Annotated in this window: 17 protein-coding genes; all 17 read left to right on the top strand. The window is 61.3% G+C overall.

Annotated elements, in window-relative coordinates:
• The first annotated feature begins 117 nt into the window (after nt 1-117).
• The gene (locus LUA85_RS10245) at nt 118-471 is read left to right on the top strand and encodes a nuclear transport factor 2 family protein (protein WP_231469340.1); all 354 of its coding nucleotides are present in this window, start codon (nt 118-120) and stop codon (nt 469-471) included.
• Nucleotides 468-665 (top strand): hypothetical protein, encoded by a 198-nt coding sequence (locus tag LUA85_RS10240; RefSeq protein ID WP_231469337.1) that lies wholly within the window; start codon nt 468-470, stop codon nt 663-665. Before LUA85_RS10245 ends, LUA85_RS10240 begins: the two co-directional genes overlap by 4 nt.
• A complete protein-coding gene (locus tag LUA85_RS10235) occupies nt 658-1326 on the top strand; it encodes an NAD(P)H-dependent oxidoreductase subunit E (RefSeq protein ID WP_231469334.1) in 669 nt (222 codons plus the stop codon). The genes LUA85_RS10240 and LUA85_RS10235 overlap by 8 nt, the downstream gene beginning before the upstream one ends.
• Before the next feature lie 125 nt (nt 1327-1451).
• A complete protein-coding gene (gene nuoF / locus LUA85_RS10230; protein WP_231469331.1) occupies nt 1452-2738 on the top strand; it encodes an NADH-quinone oxidoreductase subunit NuoF in 1287 nt (428 codons plus the stop codon).
• Nucleotides 2738-3142, top strand: a complete 405-nt coding sequence (locus LUA85_RS10225; RefSeq protein ID WP_231469328.1) for a clan AA aspartic protease — start codon at nt 2738-2740, stop codon at nt 3140-3142. The genes nuoF and LUA85_RS10225 overlap by 1 nt, the downstream gene beginning before the upstream one ends.
• Nucleotides 3143-3454: 312 nt before the next feature.
• Nucleotides 3455-5464, top strand: a complete 2010-nt coding sequence (nuoG, locus tag LUA85_RS10220) for an NADH-quinone oxidoreductase subunit NuoG (protein WP_231469327.1) — start codon at nt 3455-3457, stop codon at nt 5462-5464.
• Nucleotides 5465-5621: 157 nt separating this feature from the next.
• Nucleotides 5622-6665, top strand: coding sequence for an NADH-quinone oxidoreductase subunit NuoH (nuoH, locus tag LUA85_RS10215; RefSeq protein WP_231469325.1), 1044 nt, complete (start codon nt 5622-5624; stop codon nt 6663-6665).
• A complete protein-coding gene (gene nuoI / locus LUA85_RS10210; RefSeq protein WP_231469322.1) occupies nt 6662-7147 on the top strand; it encodes an NADH-quinone oxidoreductase subunit NuoI in 486 nt (161 codons plus the stop codon). Before nuoH ends, nuoI begins: the two co-directional genes overlap by 4 nt.
• 175 nt (nt 7148-7322) lie before the next feature.
• Complete coding sequence (locus LUA85_RS10205; protein WP_231469320.1) at nt 7323-7940, top strand: NADH-quinone oxidoreductase subunit J; 618 nt, start codon at nt 7323-7325, stop codon at nt 7938-7940.
• Nucleotides 7937-8242, top strand: a complete 306-nt coding sequence (nuoK, locus tag LUA85_RS10200) for an NADH-quinone oxidoreductase subunit NuoK (RefSeq protein ID WP_231469318.1) — start codon at nt 7937-7939, stop codon at nt 8240-8242. The genes LUA85_RS10205 and nuoK overlap by 4 nt, the downstream gene beginning before the upstream one ends.
• A 117-nt stretch (nt 8243-8359) precedes the next feature.
• On the top strand, nt 8360-10435 hold the full coding sequence (gene nuoL / locus LUA85_RS10195; RefSeq protein ID WP_231469315.1) for an NADH-quinone oxidoreductase subunit L: 2076 nt from the start codon (nt 8360-8362) through the stop codon (nt 10433-10435).
• Complete coding sequence (locus tag LUA85_RS10190) at nt 10432-11967, top strand: NADH-quinone oxidoreductase subunit M (RefSeq protein ID WP_231469313.1); 1536 nt, start codon at nt 10432-10434, stop codon at nt 11965-11967. Before nuoL ends, LUA85_RS10190 begins: the two co-directional genes overlap by 4 nt.
• A complete protein-coding gene (gene nuoN / locus LUA85_RS10185; protein ID WP_231469311.1) occupies nt 11967-13430 on the top strand; it encodes an NADH-quinone oxidoreductase subunit NuoN in 1464 nt (487 codons plus the stop codon). The genes LUA85_RS10190 and nuoN overlap by 1 nt, the downstream gene beginning before the upstream one ends.
• 6 nt (nt 13431-13436) lie before the next feature.
• Nucleotides 13437-14168, top strand: a complete 732-nt coding sequence (locus LUA85_RS10180) for a biotin--[acetyl-CoA-carboxylase] ligase (protein ID WP_231469309.1) — start codon at nt 13437-13439, stop codon at nt 14166-14168.
• On the top strand, nt 14152-14949 hold the full coding sequence (locus tag LUA85_RS10175; RefSeq protein ID WP_231469307.1) for a type III pantothenate kinase: 798 nt from the start codon (nt 14152-14154) through the stop codon (nt 14947-14949). The genes LUA85_RS10180 and LUA85_RS10175 overlap by 17 nt, the downstream gene beginning before the upstream one ends.
• 71 nt (nt 14950-15020) lie before the next feature.
• Nucleotides 15021-16616 carry a ribonuclease J gene (locus LUA85_RS10170; protein WP_231469305.1) on the top strand — a complete coding sequence of 532 codons (1596 nt, stop codon included), beginning with the start codon at nt 15021-15023 and terminating at the stop codon, nt 16614-16616.
• Between the two features lie 5 nt (nt 16617-16621).
• On the top strand, nt 16622-16894 hold the full coding sequence (locus tag LUA85_RS10165) for a DUF1467 family protein (protein WP_231469303.1): 273 nt from the start codon (nt 16622-16624) through the stop codon (nt 16892-16894).
• Nucleotides 16895-16900 lie beyond the last annotated feature (6 nt).

Below are 16900 nucleotides of genomic sequence, written 5' to 3'. Positions count from 1 at the left end.
GATTACCGGGCTTTTTTGCCCATCTTCTAGGCTACCCTTGGGGTTTTTATCTCTTCGGGGCTGCCGCTCTTACCGCTGCAGTTGATGCATTCCTGTGGTCCACTCGGGAGACCGGCAATGGCAACTAACCTCGCCACCGCCAAGGCGATGATCGCCGCCTACAACGCGCAGGACGTGGACGCCTACGTCTCGTGCATGACCGACGACGCCTGCGAGGCGAACTATCGCGGCGATGTGGTGCGCGCAGGCAAGGAGGGCACACGCTCCGGGCTTGCCGCCGCGTTTGCGCGCTGGCCGCAGAACCATGCCGAGGTCGTCGAGGCACAGGCCATCGGCAACTATGTTTTGATGCGCGAACACGTAACCCGCGGCCCTGCGACCGATGGTTCGGCGCTGGTGGAGCCGTTCGACGTGATCGCCGTCTATTCTTTCGAGGGTGACAAGTGCGCCCGCGTGGAGTTTATCCGGTGAAGTCCACTTTCGATCTCATGCGGGTCTGGGCGATGCTGACGGGTGTCGTGCTCGCAGCGGGCTATTTCGCCAGTGTTTATGCGGGCGTCGCAGTCAGCGAAATGCTGCCCAACCTCGTTACGGCCATCGGTGGCTTCGAACTGTTCCTGTTCGTGCAGGACCTCTGGATCAAGCGGAGACAGCCCAATGGCTGATCGTCATATCGAACCCGACAGCCCGGAATTGCGCGCGCGCTGGGGCAGCTTTGCTTGGACGGCTGAAAATGCCGAACAGGCCAAGGTCATTGTCGGACGCTATCCGGCGGGGCGGCAGCGCTCTGCCGTAATGCCGTTGCTCGATCTGGCGCAGCGTCAGGTCGGCGCGGAGTTGAACACGCAAGGCTGGCTGCCGATCCCGGTGATGGAATACATCGCCAAGTACCTCGACATGCCGGTGATCCGCGTGGTCGAGGTGGCGACGTTCTATACGATGTACAACATCGCGCCGATCGGCCGCTTTCACGTGCAGGTCTGCGGAACCACGCCGTGCATGCTGCGCGGGTCTGACGACATTCTGGCCGCCTGCAAGGGCAAGGGCCTGAAGAAGGGCCACACCACGGCGGACGGTCTGTTCACGCTGACCGAGGTCGAATGCATGGGCAATTGCGCATCGGCTCCGATGGTCCAGATCAACGATGACAACTACGAAGACCTGACCGCCGCCGACATGGAGCGCATCCTTGACGAGCTGGCGGCGGGCAAGCAGCCGAAGACGGGCACACAGTTGCCGGGGCGTCATACAGTGGAACCGGCGGGGGCCTTGAGCAACCTGACCGCGATGGTCGATGCCAACCATGATTATCGGGGGGAGTGGTAAGCCATGAACCGCTTTCCCACACCCGCTCATGCTGAGCCTGTCGAAGCACGCGCGCAACGGCAGGTCTTGGCGCGCGTCCTTCGACAGGCTCAGGATGAGCGGACTTTTGCATTTAGAGGTGCCCTGTGAGTCTCGCTGACAAGGACCGCATCTTCACCAACGTCTACGGCTTCCAGCCGTGGAACCTGAAGGCTGCGCAAGCGCGTGGCGATTGGGACAACACCAAGGCCCTGATGGAGCGCGGGCAGGACGCGATCATCGAGGAAATCAAGGCGTCTGGCCTGCGCGGGCGTGGCGGTGCAGGCTTCCCCACCGGCATGAAGTGGTCGTTCATGCCCAAGGAAAGCAAGGACGGCCGTCCCAGCTTTCTGGTCATCAACGCCGACGAATCCGAGCCGGGTTCGTGCAAGGACCGCGAAATCATCCGCCACGATCCGCACAAGCTGATCGAGGGCGCGCTGGTGGCGGGCTATGCGATGCGCGCGCGCGCGGCCTACATCTACATTCGCGGCGAATATATCCGCGAGGCCGAGACGCTGTTTGCCGCCGTGCAGGAGGCTTATGACGCTGGCCTGATCGGCAAGAACGCCTGCGGTTCGGGCTACGATTTCGACGTCTTCGTCCATCGCGGCGCGGGCGCTTACATCTGCGGCGAAGAAACCGCGATGATCGAAAGCCTCGAAGGCAAGAAGGGCCAGCCCCGCCTCAAGCCGCCGTTCCCGGCCGGCGCGGGTCTCTATGGTTGCCCGACCACGGTCAACAACGTCGAAAGCATCGCGGTTGCGCCGACGATCCTGCGTCGCGGCGCTTCGTGGTTCTCCTCGTTCGGGCGCGACAACAACAAGGGCACCAAGCTCTTCCAGATCTCTGGGCACGTGAACCGCCCCTGCGTGGTCGAAGAAGAGATGAGCATCCCGTTCAGCGAACTGATCGAAAAGCACTGCGGCGGCATTCGCGGCGGGCGTGACAACCTGCTGGCGGTGATCCCCGGCGGATCGTCGGTGCCGCTGGTGCCCGCGTCCGAAATCTGGGACGCGCCGATGGACTTCGACGGCCTCAAGGCGGTCGGATCGGGTCTCGGCACCGCTGCGGTGATCGTCATGGACAAGTCCACCGACATCGTCCGCGCGATTGCCCGCCTGTCGTACTTCTACAAACATGAAAGCTGCGGCCAGTGCACACCGTGCCGCGAAGGCACCGGCTGGATGTGGCGAGTGATGGAACGCTTGGCGCGGGGCGATGCCGACGTCAGCGAAATCGACATGCTCCACAACGTGACCAAGCAAGTCGAAGGCCACACGATCTGCGCTTTGGGTGACGCGGCTGCGTGGCCGATCCAGGGCCTGATCAAGCACTTCCGCCCGGAGATTGAGCGCCGGATTGCCGAGAACGTGCGGGAGGCGGCGGAATAATGGGCCTCGTCTATCAGCGCATCAGGATTGCCAATGCGGCAAGGCCAGAGCTTGAGGAAGTGGACGCCAAGGCGCTCGTCGATTCCGGCGCTATCGATCTGTGCATCCCCAAGCACGTCGTCAATCAGCTCAAGCTTCAAGTGCTGGAGCAGCGTGAAGTGACGACGGCGGACGGCAACAAGCAGGTCGTTGATTACGTTGGTCCGATCCTCGTCGAAGTGTTTGGCCGCAAAGCCTATACGGGCGCGATGGTCATGGGTGACACGGTGCTGCTGGGAGCAATCCCGATGGAATCGATGGACCTGCTGATCGATCCGCGTAGGCAGGTGCTGATCCCCAATCCTGAAAATCCGAACATTCCTGGTGCGATGGCCATGGGTGTGCGCCATGTGCGGGGGGAGTGATAGCTATGCTAGGATCAGACCGATCCGACGTTCCGCGTTCGCTGAATGCAGCAGTTGCAACCGCAGTGCGATTTTCTATTACCTTGGCTTGGATTGGCTATATCCTGAGCGTCCCGTTTTTGTTTGCTCTTGCGTGGTGGGTGTTCGGCGGAGCGCTACTTAGTGCACCCGAGTTTTACGGGCGATTGGCGGTGCTTGCATTGGCCGCAATCGGTCCCCCTACCGCTCTCAGGCTGATCTCGAAGCACTTCTCGGCTGGGCAGGCTACAAACGTGCATCAAGCAAAGCACACAACTAATGGGCTAGATGACAATGCCTAAAGTCAAAGTCGATGGCGTAGAGCTCGAAGTCCCGGCAGGCGCTACTGTCCTGCAGGCTTGCGAGCTGGCCGGTAAGGAAATTCCGCGGTTCTGCTATCATGAGCGGCTGAGCATTGCGGGCAATTGCCGGATGTGTCTGGTCGAGGTGAAGCCGGGGCCGCCGAAGCCTCAGGCAAGCTGTGCGCTGCCTGCCACCGAGGGGCAGGAGATCCGAACGGATTCCGAGATGGTCAAGAAGGCGCGCGAGGGGGTGATGGAGTTTCTCCTGATCAACCACCCGCTCGATTGCCCGATCTGCGATCAGGGCGGCGAGTGCGATCTGCAGGACCAGTCGGTCGCCTATGGGCGCGGTGCCTCGCGTTATCACGAGCACAAGCGCGCGGTGACCGAGAAGTACATGGGCCCGCTGATCAAGACGACGATGACGCGCTGCATCCACTGCACCCGCTGCGTGCGGTTCAGCGAGGAAGTGGCGGGGGTTGACGAGATCGGCGCGTTCTATCGCGGCGAGACGATGCAGATTTCCACTTATCTGGAAAAGGCTGCGGCGCACGAATTGTCGGCCAATGTGATCGATCTTTGCCCGGTCGGCGCGCTGACTTCTCGCCCTTATGCGTTCGAAGCGCGGCCGTGGGAACTGAAGAAGACGCTGTCGATCGACGTTTCGGACGCCATCGGATCGAACATCCGGCTGGACAGCCGGGGTCGCGAAGTGCTGCGCGCTCTGCCGCGTGTGAACGATGACGTGAACGAGGAATGGCTGTCTGACCGTGCGCGTTACATGGTCGATGGCTTGACCCGCCGCCGCCTGGACAAACCGTGGCTGCGCCGTGATGGCAAGCTGGTGGCGGTGACCTGGGCCGAGGCATTCGCGGCTGTCGCGAAGATCAATCCCGGTGCGTCGGTTGCGGTTGTCGCGGGCGATCTGGTCGATTGCGAGACGATGTTTGCCGCGAAGAAGCTGGCTGGAGCGCTGGGTTCGACGCTGCTCGAAGGTCGCCAGACCGGCATGTCTTATGACGCTTCCAACCTTGCTGCGGTGAACTTCAATTCGACGCTGGCAGGGATTGAGGATGCAGACGCGATCCTGATCGTCGGCTCGATGGTGCGCGATGAAGCGCCTCTGCTCAACACCCGCCTGCGCAAGGCGGTGAAGAAGGGCGCGAAAGTGTTCATCGTCGGCCCGCAGTGGGACCCTACTTACGCAGCGACTTTCATCGGCGATGATGCTGGTGTGATGTCGAACCTGCCTGAGGCGGTGACCGAGGCGTTCGGCAAGGCGGAACGGCCTGCGATCATCGTCGGCGGTGCAGGGCTTGCCAAGGGCGGGCTGGAAGTTGGTCTGGCCTTCGCTGAGAAGTTCAATCTCGTTCATGAGGGCTGGAACGGCTTCAACGTGATTCACATGGCGGCGAGCCGCATGGGCGGGCTGATGCTCGGCTATGCGCAGAAGGGCGGCATCGCCGATCTGGTTGCCGCGAAGCCGAAGATGGTCATTTCGCTGGGTGCTGACGAGGTGGACTTCACCAAGTTTGCTGACAGCATGATCGTCCACATCGGTCATCATGGTGACAAGGCGGCGCACGCTGCCGATGTGATCCTGCCCGCCGCCGCGTTCAGCGAGAAGGACGGCACTTACGTCAACACCGAAGGCCGCGTGCAGTATGCCGAAAAGGCCGTATTCGCGCCCGGCGATGCCCGCGAGGACTGGACGATCCTGCGCGCGATGGCCGATGCGCTTGGCGTTTCGGTCGGGTTCGACAGCTTCGAGCAGCTTCGCGCGGCGATGATTGCCGAAGTTCCGGCGCTGGGCGTGGAAGGCTTGGCCGATTACGGCGCGCTTCCGGCGGCTCCCTCTGGAGCAAAGGCCGAAGGCGTGATCGCGGGGTATCCGATCAAGGATCGCTACCTGACCAACGCCATCGCGCGGTCCAGCCCGACGCTGCAACGCTGCTCGGCAGAACTGCTCCACGGTGAAAGCTTCGCGGAGGCTGCGGAATGATTATGCAAGCCAATATCCTCCCCGGCACGGGGAGGGGGACCGCCCGCAGGGTGGTGGAGGGGACTCTCCCCGCCGCTCAAGCTGGCGCAATGTGGATAGCCCCCTCCGTCAGCCGCTTCGCGCCTGCCACCTCCCCGGTACGGGGAGGATTTGCAGCATGACCGAGTTCTTCATGGGTCTTGGCCTTTCGTACGCGTGGGCCTTTGGCATCTCCATCGTCTGCGGTATTCTGCTGATCGCGCTTCCGCTGATGCTCGGCGTGGCGATGGTCATCTATGCCGACCGCAAGATCTGGGCGGCGATGGCCTTGCGTCGCGGTCCCAACGTGGTTGGCCCCTTCGGTGTGTTGCAGTCTTTTGCCGATGGTCTGAAGGTGTTCCTTCAGGAAACCATCATTCCTTCGGCGGCGAACAAGGGCCTGTTCGTTCTGGCGCCGATCCTGACCTTCACCGTCGCGCTGCTGGCGTGGGCTGTAATCCCGTTCAATTCGGGCGCTATTCTGGCCGATATCAATGTCGGCCTGCTCTATGTTCTCGCGATCTCGTCGCTGGGCGTTTACGGCGTGGTCATCGCGGGCTGGTCGTCCAACTCGAAGTACCCGTTCTTCTCGGCGATGCGCGCTTCGGCGCAGATGATTTCGTATGAAGTCTCGATCGGGTTCATCCTGATCTGCGTGGTACTGTGGGCGGGCACGTTCAACCTCAACGATATCGTCAAGGCGCAGCAGAGCCACGTGTGGATCATCAACGGTTTCGTTGCGAACCCGCTGCTGTTCCCGATGTGGGTGATGTTCCTGATTTCAGGCATGGCCGAAACCGCGCGCGCGCCGTTCGACCTGACCGAGGCGGAATCGGAGCTGGTTGCCGGGTATCAGACCGAATATTCTTCGATGTCCTTCGCGCTCTACTGGCTGGGCGAATATGCCAACGTGCTGCTGATGTGCGCGCTGAACGCCGTGCTGTTCTGGGGCGGATACCTGCCGCCGCTCGACATTCCGGTACTATATCTGGTGCCGGGCTTCGTTTGGTTGCTGCTCAAGATCCTGTTTTTCTTCTTCATCTTCAGCTGGGTGAAGGCGACAGTCCCGCGCTATCGCTATGACCAGCTGATGCGCCTGGGTTGGAAGATCTTCCTGCCCGTCTCGCTGCTGTTCGTGGTTCTCGTCAGCGGCTACCTTATGGCTACCGGACACTTCGCATGAGCGTCGCCCAAATCATCAAGAGCTTCACGCTTTGGGAATTCCTGAAGGCACATTGGCTGACCTTGAAGTATTTCTTCAAGACCAAGGCGACGATCAACTATCCGTTCGAGAAGAACCCGCTTTCCCCGCGCTTCCGTGGTGAGCATGTGCTGCGCCGTTATCCCAACGGCGAGGAACGCTGCATCGCGTGCAAGCTGTGCGAGGCGGTTTGTCCGGCGCAGGCGATCACGATCGAGGCCGAGCCGCGTGAGGACGGCAGCCGCCGCACCACGCGCTATGACATCGACATGACCAAGTGCATCTTCTGCGGCTTCTGCCAGGAAGCCTGCCCGGTCGATGCGATCGTCGAGGGACCGAACTTCGAATACGCGACCGAAACGCGCGAGGAGCTGCTTTACGACAAGGCAAAGCTGCTCGCGAACGGGGACAAGTGGGAGCGTGCGATTGCCGCGAACCTTGAAGCCGATGCGCCGTATCGCTAGGGGGCCGCGCTGATGATGCTTTCAACCGGATTTATCCTCCCCGGAACGGGGAGGGGGACCGCCCGCAGGGTGGTGGAGGGGACTCCCGTCCTGATGCAAGGTTGCGCCCAGCGGAGAGACCCCTCCGTCACGCGCTTTGCGCGCGCCACCTCCCCGTGCCGGGGAGGATGCTGACATGATCCAGGTGTTTGCCTTCTATCTCTTCGCCACGCTCTGCATCTTCAGCGGTGCGGTGACGATCCTTGCGCGCAATCCCGTGCATTCGGTGCTCTGGCTGATCCTCGCGTTCTTCAACGCTGCCGGGCTGATGGTTCTGGCGGGGGCGGAGTTCATCGCGATGTTGCTGGTCATCGTCTATGTTGGCGCGGTGGCGGTGCTGTTCCTGTTCGTGGTGATGATGCTCGACATCGATTTTGCCGAACTTCGGGCAGGGTTTGTCAAGAACTTCCCGCTCGGCCTTGCGCTGGCGGTGGTGCTGTTTGTCGAACTGTTCGTCGGTCTTGTGGTGCATGGCGCGGGCGGGGTACAGCTTGGCACAGCCAGCGGTACGGCGGCGCAAGCGGCGGACATGTCGAACATCCAGGCCATCGGTGCACTGCTTTACAGCCGTTATCTGTTCCTGTTCGAAGCGGCGGGCATCGTCCTGCTGGTGGCGATGATCGGCGCGATCGTGCTGACGCACCGTGAACGCGGCGGTACGCGCGGACAGAACGTGTCGAAGCAGAACGCGCGCCGTCCACAGGACGCAACGATCAACATGCAGCCTGAAACGGGCAAGGGAGTTGTGCTGTGATCGGCATCGAACACTATCTCGTCGTCAGTTCGATCCTGTTCGTGCTGGGTGTGCTGGGCATTTTCCTGAACCGCAAGAACGTGATCATCATCCTCATGGCGATCGAATTGATCCTGCTGTCGGTGAACATCAATTTCGTGGCGTTCAGCGCGTTTCTGAACGACCTTGTGGGGCAGGTCTTCGCGATGTTCGTGCTGACCGTGGCGGCGGGCGAAGCGGCCATCGGGCTTGCGATCCTCGTCATCTACTTCCGTGGTCGCGGCACGATTGCCGTTGACGATGTCAACCGGATGAAGGGGTAAACCGGTGTCTAGCAAGATTTCGTCATTGCGAGCGATCGAAGGTCGCGTGGCAATCCAGAGCGGTTCGCGGGGCACTGGATTGCTTCGCTGCGCTCGCAATGACGAGGGGCACGGGCAGTGAACCCCATCCTGATCATAGTTTTCCTGCCGCTGCTGGCAGCGATTGTCGCAGGGCTTGGCAACAAGCAGCTGGGTGCGGTTCCGGCCAAGGTCATCACGACGGGCGCGCTGTTCATATCATGTGCGCTGTCCTGGCCGATCTTTATCGGCTTCCTTGGCGGTCATGCCGAGGCGAGCGTGACGCCGGTGTTGAGCTGGGTGAAGTCGGGCGATCTCGATTTCGCCTGGGCGCTTCGGGTTGATACGCTGACGGCCGTCATGCTGGTGGTGATCACCAGCGTTTCGGCCCTCGTGCACCTGTACTCATGGGGGTACATGAGCGAGGAGCCGGATCAGCCGCGCTTCTTTGCCTACCTTTCGCTGTTCACCTTCGCGATGCTGATGCTGGTGACCGCCGACAACCTCGTGCAGATGTTCTTCGGATGGGAAGGCGTGGGCCTTGCCTCGTACTTGCTGATCGGTTTCTGGTTCCGCAAGCCAAGCGCGAACGCCGCTGCGATGAAGGCCTTCGTGGTCAACCGCGTGGGCGACCTTGGCTTCATGATGGGCATTTTCGGGACGTTCCTGGTGTTCGGCACCGTGTCGATCCCGGAAATCCTTGCAGCCGCGCCCGGCATGGCCGGATCGACCATTGGATTCCTTGGTGGACGGTTCGATACGATGACCGTGCTGTGCATCCTGCTGTTCATCGGTGCGATGGGCAAATCCGCACAGCTTGGCCTGCACACCTGGTTGCCTGATGCCATGGAAGGCCCGACCCCGGTTTCGGCGCTCATCCATGCTGCTACGATGGTGACCGCTGGCGTGTTCATGGTGTGCCGTCTGTCGCCGATGTTCGAAGTCAGCCCGACGGCGCTTGCCATGGTGACGTTCGTCGGCGCGATGACCTGCATCTTTGCCGCCACTGTCGGCACGACGCAGACCGACATCAAGCGCGTGATCGCCTATTCAACCTGTTCGCAATTGGGCTACATGTTCTTCGCGGCGGGCGTCGGCGCTTATGGCGCTTCGATGTTCCACCTGTTCACGCATGCCTTCTTCAAGGCGTTGCTGTTCCTTGGCGCGGGCAGCGTGATCCATGCGATGCATCACGAACAGGACATGCGCTACTACGGCGGTCTTCGTAAGCAGATCCCGCTCACCTATTGGGCGATGATGATGGGAACGCTGGCGATTACCGGGGTGGGCATTGTCGATGTGTTCGGTTTTGCCGGGTTCTATTCGAAGGACGCGATCCTTGAAGCGGCCTATGCCAAGGGTACGGAACTGGGCTATTTTGCCTTCTTCCTCGGCATCTTTGCGGCGCTTCTGACCAGCTTCTATTCGTGGCGGCTGATCTTCCTGACGTTCTTCGGCAAGCCGCGCTGGGATCAGTCCGAGCATATCCAGCACGCGGTTCACGATGCTCATGGTCATGACGATCATGCCCATGGTCACGATGACCACGCACACGCACACGCACACGCACACGCACACGCACACGCACACCATGATGAACACAGCGACGGCACGGCGGGCTATCACCCGCATGAAAGCCCGCTCAACATGCTGGTGCCGCTGGGCATCCTGTCGCTGGGCGCGGTGCTCGCCGGTTTCGTGTTCCACCATTCCTTCGTCAGCGAAGGCACGGGCCACTTCTGGAAGGGTTCGCTGGTCTTTGCCGAACACACCATCCATGCGATGCATGATGTGCCGACATGGGTGAAGTGGGCGCCGTTCGCGGTGATGGCCACCGGCCTGCTGATTGCCTGGTATGCCTATATCAGGAACACCAAGTTCCCTGCGGCCTTCGTCGATCAGTTCGGGTTCCTCTACAAGTTCCTGCTCAACAAGTGGTATTTCGACGAGCTTTATCGCTTCGTGTTCATCGTACCCGCCATGTGGCTTGGCCGCGTGTTCTGGAAGGTGCTGGATCAGGGCGTGATCGACAGGTTCGGTCCCAATGGTGCCGCATGGGTCGTGGTGCAGGGCAGCCGCGCCGCCGCAAAGCTCCAGTCGGGATATCTCTATAGCTATGCGCTGGTCATGCTCGTCGGACTTGTCGGCGCGATCAGCTGGGTGATCGCACAATGAACGGCTTCCCAATCCTTTCGCTGATGCTGCTGGTGCCGCTGGTGGCAGCGGTTGCATGCCTTGTCGTGCCGCGTGAGCAGGCGCGCAGCGTTGCACTGATCGCGACGCTGATCGATTTCGTTCTCGGTGTGATCCTCTGGGCCAATTACGACATCGGCGGCGCGCAGTGGCAGTTCACCGAAAGCGCCGCGCTGTTCGCCGGCTTTTCATGGAAGCTGGGCATCGATGGCATCGCGCTGATGCTGATCGCGCTCACCGTCTTCCTGATGCCGGTGTGCATCGGTGCAAGCTGGCTGTCGATCGACAAGCGCCAGGGTGAATATTACGCCGCGTTCCTCATCATGGAAACGCTGATGATCGGCGTGTTTGCGGCGCAGGACCTGTTCCTGTTCTACATCATGTTCGAAGCCGGTCTGATCCCGATGTACCTGATCATCGGCGTCTGGGGCGGGGCGGATCGCATCTACGCCAGCTACAAGTTCTTCCTCTACACGCTGCTCGGCTCGGTGCTGATGCTGATCGCGATGTTCTGGATGGTGAACGAGGCGGGCACGACCGATATCCCGACGCTGATGGCCTACAATTTCCCGGCCCATGCGCAGACGTGGCTCTGGCTCGCGTTCTTCGCCAGCTTTGCGGTGAAGATGCCGATGTGGCCGGTGCACACCTGGCTGCCCGACGCACACGTTCAGGCGCCTACTGGCGGTTCGGTGATCCTCGCGGGCGTGTTGCTCAAGATGGGCGGCTATGGCTTCATCCGCTTCTCGCTGCCGATGTTCCCCGAAGCCTCGGCGCAGTTTGCGCCGCTGATCTTCGGTCTGTCGATGGCGGCGGTGGTCATCACCTCGCTGATCGCGCTGGTGCAGACCGACATGAAGAAGCTGATCGCCTATTCCTCGGTCGCGCACATGGCGATTGTCACGGTCGGGCTGTTTGCGTTCAACGTGCAGGGTCTTGAAGGCTCGATGATCGTGATGCTCAGCCACGGCCTTGTGGCGGGCGCATTGTTCCTGTGCGTTGGCGTGATCTACGATCGGCTGCACACGCGCGAGATTGCCCGTTACGGTGGCCTTTCGATCAACATGCCGCGCTATGCCATGTTCCTGCTGCTGTTCACGATGGCCTCGATCGGTCTTCCGGGGACGAGCGGCTTTGTCGGCGAATTCCTGTCGCTGCTGGGGATTTATGAAATGTCCAGCTGGGTCGCGCTGGTCTGCACCACCGGGATCATCCTTGGCGCTGCCTACATGCTCTACCTCTACTGGCGCGTGGCCTATGGCGAGCAGAAGAACGCCGATGCCGCGGCAATGCTCGATCTCGACAAGCGCGAGTGGGCGATGATGGTGCCGCTGGCTGCGGTCGTGCTGTGGATGGGCGTCTATCCTGAAAGCTTCCTGGCGCCGATGCGCGCCGATATCGCGGCGCTTGACGCCCGCCTTTCGCAGGCCAAGCCGCATGGCGATGCCGATCTGAAGGCTGGCACTGGAAAGCCTGCTGCCGAAGAACATTCCGCCCATGGGGGGGCGCACTGATGGATTTCGCCCGTTCGCTCGCGCTTGTCGCCCCCGAAACGCTGCTGTCGGTTGCGGGATTGATCCTGCTGCTTGTTGCGGCATGGTGCGGTGACAAGGCTTCGCGCGCCATTTCGGTGGCCGCGGTTGCCGCTCTTACCGCCTGCGCGATCATTGTCGCACCAGCCTTGTGGGGCGGGGCAATGGGGCCGGACACCGAAGCATTCGGCGGGCAGTATCGCGCAGATGCCTTTGCGGCGTTTTGCAAACTGCTGATCTATGCCGGTTCTGGCGTCACGCTGATGGTCGCGCCGTCGTTCTTCGACCGCTTCAAGGCAATGCGCGCGGAATTCCCGCTGCTGGTGATGTTCGCGGCCCTTGGCATGGGCATGATGGTTTCGGCAGGCGATCTGCTGACGCTTTACATCGGCCTCGAATTGAACAGCCTTGCCGCCTATGTGATGGCTGCATTCCTGCGGGTGGACGATCGTTCGGCAGAATCGGGTCTCAAGTACTTTGTCCTGGGGTCGCTGGCTTCGGGCATACTGTTGTTCGGCATGAGCCTGCTTTACGGCTTTACCGGAACGACCAGCTTCGCCGCGATCCATGAGGCGCTCGCCGGTCAGATGGCAACAGGCGCGCTGTTCGGGGTGATCTTCGTTCTCGCAGGGCTTGCCTTCAAGATCAGCGCCGCGCCGTTCCATATGTGGACGCCTGACGTTTACGAAGGTGCGCCGACCCCGGTGACCACCTTCTTTGCCACTGCACCCAAAGTTGCGGCACTCGGCCTGCTGATGCGAGTCAGCCTCGAAGCATTCGGCGCGCAGGTCTTTGCCTGGCAGCAGGTCGTGATTTTCGCATCGCTGCTGTCGATCGTGATCGGCGCGCTGGGCGCCATCGGCCAGAACAACATCAAGCGCCTGATGGCCTATTCCTCGATCAACAACGTCGGTTTCATCCTGATCGGTCTGGCTACGGCGACGCAGGCGGGTGCTTCGGCGATGCTCGTCTATCTGGCGATCTACGTTGCCATGTCCGTGGCAGGCTTCGTGGCGGTTCTGCTTCTGCGCGATGAAAACGGCGATGCGGTCGAGGCGATCTCCGACCTGGCAGGCTTGTCCAAAACGCGCCCGTGGCTCGCGCTGTCGATGGCGTCGGTCATGTTCAGCCTTGCCGGCATCCCGCCGCTGTTCGGGTTCTGGGGCAAGTTCGTGGTGTTCCAGGCGGCTGTTCAGGCCGATCTCATCGCGCTTGCGGCCATCGGCATCGCGGCGTCGGTGATTGGCGCGTTCTATTATCTCAAAGTCGTCAAGATCATGTACTTCGACGAAGCGGTGGACAAGGTGAAGGGCGCGGGCGAGCTTTCACATACCGTGCTGTTGACGCTGTCGGTGCTGGTCATTTCGCCGCTGGGCTATCTGCTGACCAATTGTCTCGGATCGCTGGCCGATACGGCGGCGGCTTCTCTGTTCTATGCGTACTGACCTGACTTGATCGAAACCATCGACGAAATCCCTTCGACCAATGGTGCGCTCTTGGCGCGGCTTGGGCGGGGCGAGGCTGTTGCCGAAGGACACTGGCTGGTAGCCGATCGGCAAAGCGCCGGACGTGGCCGTGCCGGACGCACTTGGTCGGACGGCTTCGGCAATTTCATGGGATCGACGATGGTGGGCCTGCGCGCTTCCGATCCCTTGCCACAGACCCTGGCATTGGTAGCGGGGCTGGCAGTCCATGACGCCGTGGCTTGTGTTGCGCCGGGCATAAACGGGATCGTGCTCAAGTGGCCGAACGACCTGCTTTCAGGCGATGCCAAACTGGCGGGCATCCTGCTTGAGCGGCATGGTGACGCCGTGGTCGTGGGGATTGGCGTTAATCTGGCGCAAGCCCCCGATGTGCCGGGGCGGCAAACCGTATCGCTGGCAGGCCTGGGGTATCCGGTTTCGCGCGATCTATTCGCCGCCGTTCTGGCCGAACGGTTTGCCGATGCGCTGATCCGCTGGCATCTGGGCGAATGGCCGGTGCTGCGCGCGCAGTGGCTCGCGCGTGCCTTGCCCTCAGGAACGCTTGTATCGGTAAAGGATCGCGACCATGGCGAGATCATCGGTGCCTTTGCAGGCATCGATGACAATGGCGTTGCCCTTCTGCGCTTGGCGGACGGTGCGGTCCGTGCCATCCACGCGGGCGACATAGAAATGGTGGGTTCCCATGCTTCTGGCGGTTGACGTCGGCAATACCAATATCGTGTTTGCGCTGTTCCAGGGCCGTGCGATCAAGGCACGCTGGCGCGTGGCAACCGATCCGCGCCGGACGGCAGACGAATATGCGGTATGGTTGCTGCAACTGATGCAGCTTGAAGGCATAGATCGCGCCGCCATCGATCAGATTCTGATTTCGACAGTGGTGCCGCGCGCCCTGCACAACCTGACGGTGCTATCCCAGAAGTACTTCGGCCTTGATCCACTCGTTGCCGGGCAGCCACCCGTGGAATGGGGATTCGAAGCCGATGTGGACGAACCGCGTTCGCTTGGCGCGGACCGTGCGGTCAATGCGATTGCGGCCCATGCGCGCTATCCTGGTGACCTTATCGTCGTCGATTTCGGCACGGCGACCACCTTCGATGTCGTCGATTTCAATGGGGCGTACAAGGGCGGCATCATCGCGCCGGGTATCAACCTTTCGCTCGATGCACTGGTCAATGCGGCCGCCAAACTGCCGCGGATAGCTATCGAAGCGCCTACGCGAAGCAAAAGCGTGATTGGCCGCAACACCGAAGACCAGATGCACATCGGCGTGTTCTGGGGCTATGTGGCGATGATGGAAGGCCTGATCGCCCGTATGCGCGCCGAAATCGGCCGCCCCGCCAAAGTTGTGGCTACCGGGGGCTTGGCCGTGCTGTTTGGCGATCACACTGATATTTTCGACCACGTCGATACCGACCTGACGCTGGATGGCCTTGCCATTCTGGCAGAGCGGGTCGCGCTCACACAAGGCAAATCCAAGTGAAATCACAAGTTTTAAAGAATAATTCTGGGGAACTTTTGTTTATCGCCCTTGGCGGGTCGGGCGAAATCGGGATGAACGTCAATCTCTATTGCTGTGACGGCAAATGGTTGATGGTCGATCTCGGCATGACCTTTGCCGATCCGCATTATCCCGGCGTCGATCTCGTGTTTGCCGATCTGGAATTCATCGAAGATCGGCTCGACGACCTGATCGGCGTGGTGCTCACTCACGCGCATGAAGATCATATCGGCGCCGTGCCCTACTTTGCGCAGGACCTTGGCGTACCGCTTTACGCGACGCCCTTCACGGCCAGGCTGGTCCACGAAAAGCTGCTTGAGGCAGGGATCGAGAAAGAGGTCGAACTTAACGTCATCGATCATCTCGACCGGTTCGAACTGGGACCGTTCGGCATCCGTTACGTGCCGCTGGCGCACTCGATCGCCGAAGGCAATGCGTTGCTGATCGATACGCCGCACGGCAAGATATTCCATACCGGCGACTGGAAGCTGGACGACGAGCCGCGCATCGGCACACCCGCGACTCAGCAGGAACTGACGGCCATCGGCGACGAGGGCATCCTTGCGCTGGTGTGCGATTCAACCAACGTGTTCAATCCCAAGGCGTCCGGTTCCGAAGGCGAAGTGCGCGACGGGTTGATGGACGTGGTGGCTGCGCAGAAGGGGCGGCGCGTGGTGGTGACCACTTTCGCGTCGAACGTGGCGCGCTTGCAGACGCTGGGCGAAGTTGCCGAAGCTACCGGGCGGCGGCTGTGTGTCGCTGGCCGCTCGCTTGACCGGATCATTCGCGTGGCGAAATCCTGCGGCTATCTCAAGAACTTCCCGGACCTCGTGCATCCAGACGATGCGATGGACGTGCCGCGCGGTGAACTGTTGGTGCTGGCAACAGGCGGGCAGGGTGAGCCGCGCGCCGCGCTGGCGCGGATCGCGGGCGAGCAGCATCCCGTCAGGCTTGAACGGGGCGATGTCGTGCTGTTTTCCAGCCGCCAGATTCCCGGCAACGAACTGGCGATTGGCCGCATCCAGAATTCGCTGGTGGACAAGGGCATCCGCATCGTGACGGATCGCCAGTCGATGATTCATGTTTCCGGCCATCCCGGACGGCCTGAACTGATCGCGCTCTATGACTGGATTCGGCCTGAAATCCTGCTTCCGGTCCATGGCGAGATTCGCCACATGGCCGAACAGGCGCAACTGGGGCTGGACGAAGGCATTCCGAAGGCGATCCTCCAGAAGAATGGCGATCTGATAAGGCTTGCGCCCAACGGCCCGAAGAAGCTGTCCGAAGAACGGGCGGGGCGTCTTATCCTTGATGGTGATATCATCGCACCCGCCGATGGCGAGGCGATCATTGCGCGCCGCAAGCTTTCGCAGGGCGGGTTGATCAGTGTTGCGCTGGCGGTGCGGTCAGACGGGCAACTGGTGTCGGACGTGGACATCGGTTCGATCGGCATTCCGCTGGACGAGGACATGGAAGCCTTCGTTGCCGACGCCAAGGTCGAGGCAGCCGAAGCGGTGCGCAAACTGCGCGGCGACCGCAAGCGTGATCGTCTGGCGGTGGCAGAAGCGGTGCGGCTTGCCGTGCGGCGGACGGGCCAGCGCTGGTCTGGCAAGAAGCCGGTTGTCCAGGTCCTGTTGCGGGAAGGCTGAGCGGGATGAAGTGGACCTCGATCATCGCGATCTATGGCCTGTTCTGGGTCATGGCCGGGTTTCTGGTGCTGCCTTTCGGCGTACGGACAAACGATGAGACCGGCACCGAAAAAGTCGAGGGGCAGGCGGAAAGCGCGCCTGCCAACTTTTCGGCGCGCAAGATCGTGATCCGCGCCACGATCCTGTCTGCACTGATGTTCGGCTTTTTCTACGCCAACTATTTCAACGAATGGATCACGGTGGCGGACCTTGATCTGACGACCTACATCGGTCACTGACGGCGC

It is taken from the genome of Novosphingobium sp. CECT 9465 (assembly GCF_920987055.1).
In the GTDB taxonomy this organism is placed as follows: Bacteria; Pseudomonadota; Alphaproteobacteria; order Sphingomonadales; family Sphingomonadaceae; genus Novosphingobium.
This window is presented reverse-complemented; position numbering and strand designations above follow the sequence as displayed.

What these genes read in the sequence shown, in the direction of transcription:
- LUA85_RS10170 (WP_231469305.1), top strand. Translation starts at nt 15,021, where the DNA reads ATGAACGTCAATCTCTATTGCTGTGACGGCAAATGGTTGATGGTCGAT.
- LUA85_RS10245 (WP_231469340.1), top strand. Translation starts at nt 118, where the DNA reads ATGGCAACTAACCTCGCCACCGCCAAGGCGATGATCGCCGCCTACAAC.
- LUA85_RS10235 (WP_231469334.1), top strand. Translation starts at nt 658, where the DNA reads ATGGCTGATCGTCATATCGAACCCGACAGCCCGGAATTGCGCGCGCGC.
- LUA85_RS10165 (WP_231469303.1), top strand. Translation starts at nt 16,622, where the DNA reads ATGAAGTGGACCTCGATCATCGCGATCTATGGCCTGTTCTGGGTCATG.
- nuoG (WP_231469327.1), top strand. Translation starts at nt 3,455, where the DNA reads ATGCCTAAAGTCAAAGTCGATGGCGTAGAGCTCGAAGTCCCGGCAGGC.
- LUA85_RS10175 (WP_231469307.1), top strand. Translation starts at nt 14,152, where the DNA reads ATGCTTCTGGCGGTTGACGTCGGCAATACCAATATCGTGTTTGCGCTG.
- nuoN (WP_231469311.1), top strand. Translation starts at nt 11,967, where the DNA reads ATGGATTTCGCCCGTTCGCTCGCGCTTGTCGCCCCCGAAACGCTGCTG.
- LUA85_RS10225 (WP_231469328.1), top strand. Translation starts at nt 2,738, where the DNA reads ATGGGCCTCGTCTATCAGCGCATCAGGATTGCCAATGCGGCAAGGCCA.
- nuoH (WP_231469325.1), top strand. Translation starts at nt 5,622, where the DNA reads ATGACCGAGTTCTTCATGGGTCTTGGCCTTTCGTACGCGTGGGCCTTT.
- LUA85_RS10190 (WP_231469313.1), top strand. Translation starts at nt 10,432, where the DNA reads ATGAACGGCTTCCCAATCCTTTCGCTGATGCTGCTGGTGCCGCTGGTG.
- LUA85_RS10205 (WP_231469320.1), top strand. Translation starts at nt 7,323, where the DNA reads ATGATCCAGGTGTTTGCCTTCTATCTCTTCGCCACGCTCTGCATCTTC.
- nuoI (WP_231469322.1), top strand. Translation starts at nt 6,662, where the DNA reads ATGAGCGTCGCCCAAATCATCAAGAGCTTCACGCTTTGGGAATTCCTG.